The 12,921-nt window shown below is 33.4% G+C and carries 13 protein-coding genes; 5 read left to right on the forward strand and 8 right to left on the reverse strand.

The features are described 5' to 3' along the window. Positions 1-6: 6 nt before the first annotated feature. The 5 genes from AAFU52_RS14165 to AAFU52_RS14185 all read left to right on the forward strand — a co-directional run bounded on the left by AAFU52_RS14165 (position 7) and on the right by AAFU52_RS14185 (position 5,956). A complete protein-coding gene (locus tag AAFU52_RS14165) occupies positions 7-702 on the forward strand; it encodes a hypothetical protein (protein ID WP_024768997.1) in 696 nt (231 codons plus the stop codon). A gap of 141 nt (positions 703-843) precedes the next feature. After that, positions 844-1,353, forward strand: coding sequence for a DUF6702 family protein (locus tag AAFU52_RS14170; protein ID WP_024768996.1), 510 nt, complete (start codon positions 844-846; stop codon positions 1,351-1,353). Between the two features lie 64 nt (positions 1,354-1,417). Next, the gene (locus AAFU52_RS14175) at positions 1,418-3,727 is read left to right on the forward strand and encodes a M1 family metallopeptidase (protein WP_024768995.1); all 2,310 of its coding nucleotides are present in this window, start codon (positions 1,418-1,420) and stop codon (positions 3,725-3,727) included. Positions 3,728-3,816: 89 nt separating this feature from the next. After that, the gene (locus tag AAFU52_RS14180) at positions 3,817-4,110 is read left to right on the forward strand and encodes a Sec-independent protein translocase subunit TatA/TatB (RefSeq protein WP_024768994.1); all 294 of its coding nucleotides are present in this window, start codon (positions 3,817-3,819) and stop codon (positions 4,108-4,110) included. Between the two features lie 346 nt (positions 4,111-4,456). Next, positions 4,457-5,956: a S8 family peptidase gene (locus AAFU52_RS14185; RefSeq protein WP_438422370.1), complete on the forward strand. Its 1,500-nt coding sequence runs from the start codon at positions 4,457-4,459 to the stop codon at positions 5,954-5,956. Between the two features lie 66 nt (positions 5,957-6,022). Here AAFU52_RS14185 and AAFU52_RS14190 read toward each other — a convergent pair whose 3' ends face one another. The 8 genes from AAFU52_RS14190 to AAFU52_RS14225 all read right to left on the reverse strand — a co-directional run bounded on the left by AAFU52_RS14190 (position 6,023) and on the right by AAFU52_RS14225 (position 12,909). Next, positions 6,023-6,664, reverse strand: coding sequence for an O-methyltransferase (locus AAFU52_RS14190; RefSeq protein WP_024768992.1), 642 nt, complete (start codon positions 6,662-6,664; stop codon positions 6,023-6,025). 565 nt (positions 6,665-7,229) lie between these two features. Next, on the reverse strand, positions 7,230-7,436 hold the full coding sequence (locus tag AAFU52_RS14195; protein WP_024768991.1) for a hypothetical protein: 207 nt from the start codon (positions 7,434-7,436) through the stop codon (positions 7,230-7,232). Positions 7,437-7,628: 192 nt separating this feature from the next. Beyond that, the gene (locus AAFU52_RS14200) at positions 7,629-8,711 is read right to left on the reverse strand and encodes an amidohydrolase family protein (RefSeq protein WP_084050098.1); all 1,083 of its coding nucleotides are present in this window, start codon (positions 8,709-8,711) and stop codon (positions 7,629-7,631) included. Between the two features lie 45 nt (positions 8,712-8,756). Further along, positions 8,757-9,287, reverse strand: coding sequence for a 3-hydroxyanthranilate 3,4-dioxygenase (locus AAFU52_RS14205; protein ID WP_024768989.1), 531 nt, complete (start codon positions 9,285-9,287; stop codon positions 8,757-8,759). Positions 9,288-9,419: 132 nt separating this feature from the next. Next, positions 9,420-10,199 (reverse strand): SDR family oxidoreductase, encoded by a 780-nt coding sequence (locus AAFU52_RS14210; protein WP_438422371.1) that lies wholly within the window; start codon positions 10,197-10,199, stop codon positions 9,420-9,422. Positions 10,200-10,230: 31 nt separating this feature from the next. Then, positions 10,231-11,673 (reverse strand): aldehyde dehydrogenase, encoded by a 1,443-nt coding sequence (locus AAFU52_RS14215; RefSeq protein ID WP_024768987.1) that lies wholly within the window; start codon positions 11,671-11,673, stop codon positions 10,231-10,233. An 18-nt stretch (positions 11,674-11,691) separates the two neighbouring features. After that, entirely contained in the window at positions 11,692-12,459 is a 768-nt protein-coding gene (locus tag AAFU52_RS14220) for an IclR family transcriptional regulator (RefSeq protein WP_024768986.1), read from the reverse strand. Between the two features lie 33 nt (positions 12,460-12,492). Continuing rightward, positions 12,493-12,909 (reverse strand): RidA family protein, encoded by a 417-nt coding sequence (locus tag AAFU52_RS14225; protein WP_024768985.1) that lies wholly within the window; start codon positions 12,907-12,909, stop codon positions 12,493-12,495. Positions 12,910-12,921: the final 12 nt, after the last annotated feature.

The raw sequence follows: 12,921 nt of genomic DNA on the forward strand, positions 1-12,921 counted from the left end.
AGAAAAATGATAAAGGGGGTAATAGGAAATGATAGTTCAGAAGGAATTCATATAATTAATAAAACAGCCAATCTATTTACTATTACAAACAAAGAAGGAGTTTTCTTTATAGAAGGAGCTATTGGAGATGTATTTGTTATTTCATCTGTTCAATATGATCTAAAGGTTATTGTAGTAAATAAAAATATGTATGACAATAAAGAATTTAGTTTTACGCTAAAAGAAAACCTTAATGAATTAGATGAAGTAATTGTAGGAGTACAATTATCAGGTAATTTGAATGTCGATATTAACGATATAAAGACCGAAGAATTGTTTAGTCCTGAGGATGTTGGAATACCGGTTTATGACGGAATTCAGATGGAGGAAATTATACCAATGAATAAAGCTATTATGTTTTATGGTATAGGATTTCGACTAGATATTGAAGCAACTTATAAAAATCTATCTGGATATTATAAAACCTTAAAAACAACAAGAAAATTAGATAAAGAAAATAATAGCTTAGAGGTTATTCAGGATTTTTATGGAAAACAATTTTTATCCTCGGTATACAAACTTCCCAAAGAGAAAATATATGATTTTTTATTATTCTGTATTCAGACGAGTGCTATTCAATATGAATTTAGTAAAGAAAATCACAATGTTGTATTAAGGATATTCTCGGATAAGCGAAAAGAATTTGTGGTGAACAAACAATGAACATATTTCTGGAGATAACTAAGTTTTACTAATATGAGAACAGATTTTAACTCTTTATTTCTAATGATTCGAAGTTTGGCATAATTTTTTAATGCATAACATTAAAATTAATTACATTTAACGCTTTACAAATTTTAGATGATGAATAAAATCTTACTGCTCTTTCTTTTTGTGATGTCTGTTTCGTTAAGTTCTTTTAAAACAGCACATAAATTTTATGTAAGTGTAACACAGGTGGATTACAATGAAAAACAACAGTCATTGCAGATTGTTTCCAGAGTTTTTGTTGATGATATAGAAGAACTTCTAAAAGTACGATACGATGAATCTACTAATCTGGATAAAGATGAAGAAAGCCCCGGAGTAGATAAAAATTTAACGATATATCTTAATCAGAAACTACAATTTGTAGTGAATGGGGAAAAAGTCTCTTTTACATTTTTGGGAAAAGAATATGAGGACGATCTTATCATTTGCTATCTGGAAATAGAAAATGTTACTTCTTTACATACTATAGAAATCACAAATCAAGTTTTGATGGATCTTTTTGAAGAACAACAGAATATTGTTCATGTTAAAAAAGGAAATCAACGTAAAAGCCTTATCCTTGAAAAAGAAAAAGACTTAGGGATGTTAAAGTTTAGTGAATAAATCAGTAAACTTTTAAAAAACAATTACTTTGCGAAATCATAACACTAAAATCAAAACCATTACGATGAAAAAGATACTTTTAGTCCTTTCGGTGACTTTTTTGATATCAGGTATTTCATATGCTCAAAATCAAGAAGAGGCTAAAAATGTTCGTGAATTAGGACATACTAATCAGAACAAATTCAAACAAATGTACGACGAGTTTGCAACTCCGAATATGTACAGAACAGGTTCTGGAGCTCCAGGTCCGGCATATTATCAGCAACAAGCTGATTATAAAATGGATATTGAACTTGATGATAAAAACAAAAAACTTTCTGGAAAAGAAACCATTACATATACTAATAATTCACCTGATAATTTAGAATTTCTTTGGGTGCAATTAGACCAGAATATGAGAGCTAAGGACTCTAAAACTCCTTTAATTCAGGCAAATGGAGTTGATCCAGCAACCACACCAGGTGGTTTTTTAACAAAATATCTTGCAGAGCCTTTTGATGGTGGATTTAATATTACAGCCGTAAAAGATAGTAATGGAAACCCACTTAAATATACAATCAATAGAACTATGATGCGTGTAGAGATGCCTAAAGATTTGGCATCTGGTGAGAAATTTGTGTTCTCAATTGATTGGTGGTATAATATTAATGATCACGTAAATGGTAGAGGTAGATCTGGATATGAAGAATTCGAAGATGGAAACAGAGCATATGTTATCGCTCAGTTTTATCCTCGTATGGCAGTATATAATGATGTAGAAGGATGGCAAAACCACCAGTTTTGGGGTAGAGGAGAGTTTGCATTACCATTTGGTAACTTCGATGTGAATATTACCGTTCCTGCAGATCATATTTTAGATGGAACCGGAGTATTAGTAAATAGAAAAGAAGTATTTACAAAAGATATGATGAGCCGCTATGAAGCAGCAAAGAAATCATACAATAAGCCAGTTGTTATTGTAACTCAAAAAGAAGCTATAGCAAAAGAAAAAACATTTTCTGAAAATAAGAAAACATGGAAACTAAAAGCCGAAAATGTTCGTGATTTTGGGTTTGCTACTTCCAGGAGGTTTATTTGGGATATGATGGCAGTTAAAATTGGAGGAAGAGATATAATGGCAGTATCGATGTACCCTAAAGAAGGAAACCCTCTTTGGGAAGATTGGTCTACAAAAGTGGTTGCCAGTACATTGAAATCTTATAGCCGAATGACTTTTGATTATCCTTATCACAAGGCAATCTCTGTACATGCAAAAAATCAAGGTATGGAATATCCTATGATTTGCTGGAATTACGGAAGACCAAAACCTGATGGTAGCTATAGTGATCGTGTAAAATATGGAATGATGAGTGTGATTATTCACGAAGTAGGCCATAACTTTTTCCCGATGATTGTTAATAGTGATGAACGTCAATGGACTTGGATGGATGAAGGTCTTAATACTTTTGTACAATATGTTGCCGAACAAGATTTTGGAGAATGGTATCCAAAAGCATTAGGAAAAGACAAAAAATATCCATCTCGTCGTGGACCAGCAAAAAAGATTGTGCCTTACATGAGTGGAAATCAAAATTTCCTATCTCCAATTATGTCTCAATCTAATAATATTCATCAATTTGGTCCTAATGCTTACTCAAAACCAGCAACGGGTCTAAATATTCTAAGAGAAACCGTAATGGGGAGAGATCTTTTTGATTATTCATTTAGAACGTATTCTCAGCGATGGATGTTTAAACACCCAACACCAGAAGACTTTTTTAGAACTATGGAAGATGCCTCTGCTGTTGATTTAGATTGGTTTTGGAGAGGATGGTTCTATACTACAGACTATACCGATATCGGGGTGAGAGAAGTGAAGAAATATGTAGTTTCTAAAGAACCAAATGAAAAGGTAAAAGAATATGCAGCATCGGTAGGTGCTAAAGTAGAAGACCTAGGACCACTTGTATATATGGTTAAAGAGGGAAGCGAGGAATATGAAACGATTAAAAAGAATGGAAATATTATTAGTGATGCTAAAACATTAAAGGCATATCTAATGGATAATTTTTCTATTAAAGAACGTGAAAAACTTAAGCAGCCTAAATTTTTCTATGAGATAACCTTTGAGAAGCCAGGTGGACTTGTAATGCCATTGATCGTAGAATATACATACGAAGATGGAACAAAAGAAACAATAACATATCCTGCAGAAATTTGGAGAAAAAATGATGTTGAGGTAAAAAGAGCAGTGGCTTCTGAGAAAGCGATTTCTAAGATAGTGGTTGACCCTAAACAAGAGACGGCAGATATTGATACCTCTAATAATAGTTGGCCTCAAAAAAAGAAGCTAGGGAAATTTGAGCAATTCAAAAATAAAGTAAAAGGGCAGTAATCCATTCTTTTACAAAAGATAAATAAAAGCCGTCCCGAAATCTTTTTGGGATGGCTTTTTTACACAATATTGATTATATTTGCAGTGTTATGACAACCTTACCTTTATTTATTAGCGGAACCGAGATAGCCTTTATTGTTTTTATATTGGTAATGGTTTTTGGTGCAGATAAGATTCCTGAGATTGCACGGGGATTAGGTAAAGGAATGCGCATAGTTAAAGACGCTACCAATGATATCAAAACCGAGATTACCAAAAGTGCAGAAAAGCATGGTATTGATACCGATATTCCTACTTCTATTACGTCTGATATAAAAAAGGAGATCGACCAGGTAAAAGATGATATTGATAAAGTTACTGGTCCAATAAAACGCAAATTCTAAATTGCGATATCCTTTCATAAATGTATTTTTTTGTTTATTTCTCCTTGTAAATTCTAATTAATATTCAAAAAAGTGAATATTTTTTTAAAACATTTTTATTTTTAATAGCAAACGATTAAACTCCCCGTGAACACTGACTTGTTACAAGGCTTTAGTAGCTTTTTTTAGTCTTATGCAAGCATAATATTGATCTTTTTTCTGATTATATGATAATTTAATTGCTAAATATTTAAATATAATTTAATACATTAGCTATGAAATTATTAAAATGATAATTATTTGTAATTTTTACAAAATTGTCATCTATCAACTTTTTACACACAAACTCTTAAAACTTATTCTAAAAATGAAAAAGATTACTCTTCTAGCTTTAGGACTAATTCTTGCATTTTCTTGCTCTAAAGAAAATCCTAATGAAATTGTAGAACCAAATTCAGAAGTTTCTGAATCTCAAAAATTACTTTCTGTACCAGAAGTTAATTCGTACATCGAAGGCGAATTAAAACAAAATGGCGATGTAAACTGGATGAAAGCACCCTCGGCTGTACTTTGGAGCGCTGTAGTGCATGGCGGAGAAGTTTTAAGTGTTGGTTTTGGAGAAAAAGATGAAAGCTTCTCTATCCAAAGATCACCAAGATTAAATGAAGCTAGGGAAAATGTATATAATATTATACAGTCTAAAGAAGGAGCGAGTAAATCTAGCTCTGTAATATCAGCCGATGAAATACTTAATGTAACCGATGTGAAAGTTACTAGTTTAGAGACCATAAAAGCTTTACAAAAGGCAGATCAAATTCGTTACTTAGACCCAATTGGTTATGGCTTTTACCTACAAGAAGATAATTCAAACCAACAGAAATCTGCAGGATGTAGTAAAAGTGGACAATCTATAAATAGCGGGGATTATAGAGTAATTTCACCCAATGCACGATTACCTTGGAATTTTGATATTCATAAAGTACCACAGGCCTGGAATTATAGTACGGGGGCAGGTATAACTGTTGGTTTGATTGATACAGGAATTTCTGCAAGTCAAAATTTACTTGGTGGTGGATTTAATGATGGAGCCTCTAATGGAAGGTTTGTACAACGATTTGGTACTTTTATCGATTCTCCATGGTGGTGGTCTAATAATCTGGATGGCCCAAATGATAAATGTGGGCATGGTACTTCAATGGCATCAGCAATAGCATCACCACGTAACAATGATTTTATGCCTGTAGGTGTAGCATATAACTGTAATCTGGTTGCCTATAGAGGGACAGAAGATGTAGTATTAAATGATTATCATGAACGAAAAGGAGTTAGTAATGCTTTAAAAGCGTTAGGAAATAGGGGAGATGTTAAGATTATTTCTATGTCTGTTGGATATCCCTGGTCTATTGGTAATGTAAAAGATGCTGTAAGGTATGCTTACGGCAAGGGTAAAATGATTGTTGCTGCAGGCGGAACATCTACTACGTTTACAAATTGGTACGGAGTTATTTTTCCCGCAAGCATGTCTGAAACAGTAGCTGTTACTGGAATAAAGGATAATGGATATAATCGTTGTAATATCTGCCATGATGGAAGTAAAATTGATTTTACCATTGTAATGGAAAGAGCTGGAGATGCAAGTAGAAATGTGCCTGTTATAGGATTTAATACAGGAACACAAACTTATGTAGGAGGCTCTTCTGTAGCGACAGCTACCACAGCAGGAATTGCTGCTTTAGTATGGGCACGTAATCCTAATATGACTAGAGCTCAAGTGCTTGATAAATTAAAGAGAGCAGGAGAATTTTACCCTAATCGGAATAGTAAATTTGGATACGGTAATATTGATGCCTTAAAAGCAGTTCAATAACATAAAAAAAATTTTAAATAAAACAAAGTGGAAAATAAATAATTTTCCACTTTGTTTTATTTAAAATTATAACACTCTGCTAATCGTTAACCCGTCTCTAATAGGTAATAATACAGTTTCTATTCGTTTATCTTCAATTAAAAGGGTATTGTATTTTAAAAGTGCTTTTGTCGAAATATCTTCATCATCAACTTTTTCGATTACTTTACCATTCCACAATACATTGTCAGATAAAATTACACCACCAGAATTCATTTTATTAATAATCAATTCAAAATAAGTAGGATAATTAGGTTTATCAGCATCTATAAACACCAGATCAAATTTCATATCCAGATTTGGAATAATTTCGGTAGCATCACCAATATGTTGATGAATTTGTTTTCCATGATCAGAAAGATCAAAATATTTTCTTTGAAAATCTTCTAACTCCTCATTAATATCAATGGTGTGTAATTCTCCATCTTTTTGAATTCCTTCAGCCAAACATATAGCAGAATACCCTGTATACGTTCCTATTTCTAATATGTTTTTTGGGTGAATAAGTTTGGATAACATACTCAGAACACGTCCTTGATAGGGACCACTAAGCATTCTGGGCTGTAATATTTTTTGATACGTTTCACGATTTAGTTGTTGTAGTAATTCTGGTTCTTTTTGAGTATGATCTACTACGTAAGTATCCAGTTCTTCGGGAATAAAATGCATATGATTCGCTTTTTTGCAAATCTAGAAAATTAAGATGAGATCTCTTGTTAAATTGAAAAAGCTAGTATTTATTTGATTACTTAAATACTAGCTATACACGAAATTGATTTAGTTTATATTGAAAACCAAATCTAAGGGATAATGCTAATGCATAATATACATACAAGCTCCATCTACGCAAAACCCATTCTGATGCCCATTTCCTGATTGACATGCTGAATCACTGCTGCATTCGGAAGAACCATGTTCATCTCCACCATGAATTGATGATTGTGCATTTTTGTTTAATTTTTTAACCCCTTGTAAATATAAAATGGTTTGTAACATATTAAATTGGTTATGCCTGAATATGTGTAGACACTCAGGCTTTGTGTCTATGCATTTAATAACTTCAAAAGCTTTTCATTATAATCAAACTATTGTATTTGTATAATGAATGTCCTGGATAGTATAAATGTTACAATAGAATTTATTTTTTATATGATTTTATAAAATACAAAAGGCAAAACAACTTGTTAAAACATACAAATTGTTTTGCCTTTTGTATATGGTATTACTAATTAGTTTAGAAGCAAACGCAACGACCACCACTTAACATACCTCCACTACAGTGAGGGTCTGATCCGCATTGCCCTGGTCCATCACCACAACATTCGATATCGCCGCGACCTCCACAATCTGAAGCTGGTTTTGGTTTACCTCCAAGAATAGTTTTTTGAGTTTCTTTAGCTAATTGTTTTGCTCCTGCTAATTTTAAAAGTTCTTTTTTCATGTGAAAAGGTTTTAAGATTTTTTCCTTGAGCTATTATAGACATTCAAGGCTTATGTCTTTACTTCATGAAAATAACGGTATTTTTCTAAAATTAGTATATCAGAACCTGTGTAACAATCAGATTTACAGTACTTAATGTTTGTTTTTCACTTTGTTGTTACAAAATGCAAATGATGTGTTTTTTGAATAACTTTACTTCAAAATTTTATCAATTAAATCTTGTTTTGCTTTTTCATTATCACCAAATAACCAACGTAGGACATTATCTTCCCAGATGTCATCATATTCTTGTGGAGTTATAATATTACGATCCAGTGCTAAATCCAGTATTTTCCCAGGGTAGGATGATTGAGGTGCACTTTCCATTTCTCCCAATGGATAAGGATCGTCTAACCCCATAATTACTTGATTACTACCTTGTCGGTCTACAGTTAGTTTTAATGAATCTGTGTCATGTACTAGAGTGTCAAAATATATGTTAGGATGTCCCACAGCTTTTCGAGGATGTTGTTTCCCTTCAAACAAGTCTGGTCTTCCGTCAAATCCTTGAATACGTCTTCCTAGATTCATTTGTGCTAATTGCCCTCCATGTGCGAAGCAAGTTCTTATGTTGGGATAACGACTTTGCATTCCGTTAAGAGTATAAAAATGATAAGCGTCACCACATTGTGCAAGCATCCATACTAAATGAAAACGCCAGGAAACATTTTCTAATTTAATCATTTTATCACCATCATAGGGGTGAACTTCTATAGCCAATTTATACTTATCTGCTAGCTCAAAAATCGGATCATTTTCTTCATCAAAAATACATCGCCACTGCCCGATAGAATCCATAAAGTGGGTTGGTAGACATAGTACATGCATTCCTAATTCTTCTACACAACGCTCCATTTCCCATAGTGCTCCGTTAATGAACCCGGGATGTATTACAAAACCACAGGAGAACTTATCTGGATGATCGCTCTGTACGTGAGCATTAAAATCATTTTGAAACCGTAATGCATGCTTCATTTCTTCTAGACGTAAACCGTTACCATATAATTGAGAAAGGTTTAATACTACTGCATGATCAATTTTATTTTGCTCCATCCATTCTAATTTTTCATTTAAGAAAAAACTAGAATGAGTAACCGGGCGTTTCCATCCTTTTTGTAACATGTACTTACGTTCGTCATCTACCCAAAAGATCTCTTTGTCTTTCATGAACTGAGGAATCTCTTCTGGGTATGGAAGTAAATGTGAATGACCGTTTATGCGAAGTTTTCTTTTCATTATAGATGTTATTCCTGTTATTTATACAGGGATCTTTTTAATCGATTATTGTTTTTTCTTTTTTGGAGCATCCATTACACTTCCGCAATTAGAACAAGTGCATTTTGTTTTATCACTATAATATTTATCAAAAATTACAGGCATATCAGTTTCTATATTATCCAATGCAAATTTTTCTCTATATAGTTGTGTGTTGCAATTTTCACAATACCACTCCAGAGCATCCATCATTTTTTCTTCTCGAGGATATTCAATTACCAAACCTACTGTGTTTGCTCCTCGTTGTGGAGAATGCGGAACTTTGGGAGGTAATAGATAAATATCACCTTCTTTGATATGAACATCTTTAGGTTCACCATTATCTATTATTTTTAACACCATATCTCCTTCTACTTGGTAGAAAAACTCTGGCGTCTCATTATAATGATAATCTTTTCTATTATTTGGCCCTCCAACAACCATTACAATAAAATCTCCATCTTTCCATACACATTTATTGCCAACAGGAGGTTTTAGTAAATGGCGATGTTCGTCTATCCAGGCTTTAAAATTTAACGGTGAAACTAGATTGCTCATATGCTTGTTTTAATTTATATGTGTTGTTTTACTCAATAGGGCTAATACTATCATTACAATCCACACTGTTGATTAGTATTTTGTATTAAATTTAATTATTATGATCGGTATTTAGTAATAACAAATAGTTAACTATAAGGACTTTGTCCTCCCTCCATCAACAGGAAGGTTTATTCCGTTGATATAAGATGAAGCTTCAGATGCCAAGAATGCTATGGCATATGCTATTTCTTGTGGTTTGGCAAATCGTTTTGCTGGTATTTCATTCTTCATGCTATTAGAAGCTTCTTCTATTGATTTACCTAATTTTGTTGCTTTGTTATTAATAATTTCATTTAGTCGTTCTGTTGCTGTAGCACCGGGTAATACGTTATTTACCGTAATTCCAAATACACCTAGTTCATTTGCTAATGTTTTAGACCAGTTTGCAACTGCACCGCGAATAGTATTAGAAACACCCAATCCATTCAATGGTTGTTTTACAGAGGTTGAAATAATGTTAATTATTCTTCCATATCCTTCTTTTTTCATTCCTGGCACTACGGTTTGTGCCAAGATATGATTGCATTTTAGATGCTGGGTAAAGGCGCGCTCAAATTCTTCTATAGAGGCATTAAATACTGGTCCTCCAGCCGGCCCGCCAGTGTTATTTACTAAAATATGAAAAACCTGTTCTGTAGCAGAAATTTTTTGTTGTAAGCTTTCAGGATTCTGAAAATCTGCTACGATATAATTATGCGATTGCCCCTGATCTGTTGCTAATTCTGTTAGAACGTTTTGAAGCTTTTCCTCATTTCTGGCAACTAAGGTAATATTAGCTCCTAATTCGGCTAATTGTTTAGCAGATGCTTTTCCTATACCTTGAGTACTCCCACAAACTAATGCGTTTTTATGAGTTAGACCTAGATTCATTATGGATGTTTTTTAAAATTTATATTATTCTTTAATATTGTATACAAACGTTTTTAGGTTCGGTAAAAAACCTTAAGGCCTCAAATCCGCCTTCTCTACCAACACCAGAGTCTTTAGTACCTCCAAATGCAGTACGTAAATCACGCATCATCCATGTATTTATCCAAACAATACCAGCTTGTATATGTTTTGCCAAATGCATACTTCTGTTTAAGTTATTTGTCCAAATTGTACAGGATAATCCGTAGCGTATATCATTTGCCATGGCCAGAGCTTCATCATCGGTGTCAAATGGCATGATTGTAACAACAGGTCCAAAAATTTCTTCTTGAGCCAATCTGCAATCTGTAGAGTTGACTTCGATAATAGTGGGTTGTAAATAGTACCCTTTTTCATAACCATTTACCGTTACATAATTACCGCCACAAAGAATAGTGCCTCCTTCTTCTTTTGCGATATCGATATATGATTTTACTTTTTCCAGATGTGATTTTGAAACTAATGCCCCTAAGTTCGTTTCGGGATCAAGTGGAGCGCCAACTTTTAATGCTTTGGTTTTTGCTATAAAATCTGTTTTAAACTTATCATAAATAGTTCGTTCAATAAATATTCGAGAACCGCAGAGGCATATTTGTCCTTGATTGGCAAATGATGATCTTATTGTTGTACTAAGCATTTTGTCATAGTCACAGTCTGCAAAAATCAAATTTGGATTTTTACCTCCTAATTCCAGGGATAGTTTTTTAAACATAGGAGCGGCGGTTCTGGCAATATGTGCACCTGTTGCTGTTCCTCCGGTAAATGATATAGCTTTAATGTTTGGATGTTCTATTATAGCCTGTCCTGTAGTATTTCCTAAACCATGAACAATGTTTAAAACACCATTTGGTAGTCCGGCTTTAGTACAAATGTCACCTAGTAAATAGGCTGTCATTGGTGTGATTTCACTAGGTTTGGCTACTACCGTATTACCAGCAGCTAGGGCAGGAGCAATTTTCCAGGTAAATAAATAGAGCGGTAAATTCCATGGAGAAATACAACTAACTACACCTATAGATTGTCTTAGGGTAAAATTAATAGCATTTAAACCTGTGCTCTCATGCGCTTCACTTGCAAATTGAGTAATTGCATTAGCAAAAAATTGAAAGTTTGAAGATGCTCTTGGGATATCTACACTGGTAGATAGACTTAAAGGTTTACCATTATCTATAGCTTCTGCTTGGGCAAGTTGATCCAAATTTTCTGTTATCAACGAGGCTATCCTGGCTAAGGTTTCGCTGCGTTGTTGTAATGGGGTTTCTGACCAAGTAGGAAATGCTTGTGCGGCAGCTTCATAAGCGAGCTGTACATCTGCAGCCGAAGAGTTAGGAATTAAACTATATATATCACCAGTAGATGGATTGTAATTATCTAGCCATTGGTCTTGTATAGGAGCTTTGAACTCCCCATTGATATAGTTTTTAATTTTTTTCATGCGTTCTCAATTTTTTAATTAACTGAAAATGTACTTTAACTGCTCAGCCGTTTGTTTTAAATCTCCTGTATAGGTTTGAATTTCATTTTCATTAAATCTAGCCGAAGGACCAGAAGTACTTATTGCGGCAATAAACTTTCCTTTAGTATTAAAAACAGGAACGGCGACACATACTAATCCTATTTCATTTTCTTCCAGGTCCAAAGCAAAACCATTACTTTTAATGTTTTCCACTTCGGTGATTAATTTTTGTTTATCCGTTATTGTGTTTTTAGTGACTGATTCTAAATCAAGATTTTTAATGATTTTTTTATAATCGTGCTCTACAAACGCGAGCATAATTTTTCCTAATCCAGTACAATGCAGTGGCCTTTCTGTGCCAATTTGTGAGTTGATTTGTAAATCGTGTCTTCCTACAACTTTATCTAAGAAATATACTTTTTGATTTTTATGAATAGCTAAATGAGCGGTCTCGCCAGCACGCTTTACTAATTCTTCCATGAATGGCCTTGCCTTGGATATAAAATTTTTATTGATGCTTACTTTTTGCCCTAATTCGAATAATTTAAGCCCCAATCTATACTTTCCATTTTCTGTATTCTGTTGAATTACATTAAGGGCTTCCATAGTTGCTAACATCCTGTATACTGCACTTTTATTGGTGTGCATTAGCTTAGCAATTTCGGTAACACCCAATTCTATTGTATCTGTTGAAAAGCAGTCTAGAATATTGAACGCTTTTTCAACAGAAGTATTTAGAATTTTTTTATCTATGGCATTACTCATGATTACCTTGATTTTTTTGAGATTACAAACTATTTAGTTTTGTTTTTTATAGGCAACTACCTTTATTTCTATCAATAAATGAGGATGCGGCAATTGATGCACAGCTACGGTTGTTCTTGTTGGCCCGTCATAATCAAAATATTGAGCATAGACCTCATTATAACCTCCAAAATCGTTCATATTGACTAAAAAAGAAGTGACATCAACAATATCTTTTAGATTAGCACCTTCTTCTTTTAAAATATCATTAATATTTTCAAGAACAGCTTTTGTTTGTACTTTGATATTTAGATTTGTCGTTCCAAACTCATCTACTTCTACGCCTTCGAAGGAATTGTCAGGTCTTCTGGAACTTGTCCCTGAAACAAATATAAAATCACCAACACGTTTTACATGCGGAAACTTGCCTCTAGGAGTGGCTTTACCTTGTATTAATTTTCCTTTGTTCATGGTTAATAGCGT

The organism is Aquimarina macrocephali (genome assembly GCF_051627225.1).
Lineage (GTDB): Bacteria > Bacteroidota > Bacteroidia > Flavobacteriales > Flavobacteriaceae > Aquimarina > Aquimarina macrocephali.

What these genes read in the sequence shown, in the direction of transcription:
- AAFU52_RS14165 (WP_024768997.1), top strand. Translation starts at nt 7, where the DNA reads ATGATAAAGGGGGTAATAGGAAATGATAGTTCAGAAGGAATTCATATA.
- AAFU52_RS14170 (WP_024768996.1), top strand. Translation starts at nt 844, where the DNA reads ATGAATAAAATCTTACTGCTCTTTCTTTTTGTGATGTCTGTTTCGTTA.
- AAFU52_RS14175 (WP_024768995.1), top strand. Translation starts at nt 1,418, where the DNA reads ATGAAAAAGATACTTTTAGTCCTTTCGGTGACTTTTTTGATATCAGGT.
- AAFU52_RS14180 (WP_024768994.1), top strand. Translation starts at nt 3,817, where the DNA reads ATGACAACCTTACCTTTATTTATTAGCGGAACCGAGATAGCCTTTATT.
- AAFU52_RS14185 (WP_438422370.1), top strand. Translation starts at nt 4,457, where the DNA reads ATGAAAAAGATTACTCTTCTAGCTTTAGGACTAATTCTTGCATTTTCT.
- AAFU52_RS14190 (WP_024768992.1), bottom strand. Translation starts at nt 6,664, where the DNA reads ATGCATTTTATTCCCGAAGAACTGGATACTTACGTAGTAGATCATACT.
- AAFU52_RS14195 (WP_024768991.1), bottom strand. Translation starts at nt 7,436, where the DNA reads ATGAAAAAAGAACTTTTAAAATTAGCAGGAGCAAAACAATTAGCTAAA.
- AAFU52_RS14200 (WP_084050098.1), bottom strand. Translation starts at nt 8,711, where the DNA reads ATGAAAAGAAAACTTCGCATAAACGGTCATTCACATTTACTTCCATAC.
- AAFU52_RS14205 (WP_024768989.1), bottom strand. Translation starts at nt 9,287, where the DNA reads ATGAGCAATCTAGTTTCACCGTTAAATTTTAAAGCCTGGATAGACGAA.
- AAFU52_RS14210 (WP_438422371.1), bottom strand. Translation starts at nt 10,199, where the DNA reads ATGAATCTAGGTCTAACTCATAAAAACGCATTAGTTTGTGGGAGTACT.
- AAFU52_RS14215 (WP_024768987.1), bottom strand. Translation starts at nt 11,673, where the DNA reads ATGAAAAAAATTAAAAACTATATCAATGGGGAGTTCAAAGCTCCTATA.
- AAFU52_RS14220 (WP_024768986.1), bottom strand. Translation starts at nt 12,459, where the DNA reads ATGAGTAATGCCATAGATAAAAAAATTCTAAATACTTCTGTTGAAAAA.
- AAFU52_RS14225 (WP_024768985.1), bottom strand. Translation starts at nt 12,909, where the DNA reads ATGAACAAAGGAAAATTAATACAAGGTAAAGCCACTCCTAGAGGCAAG.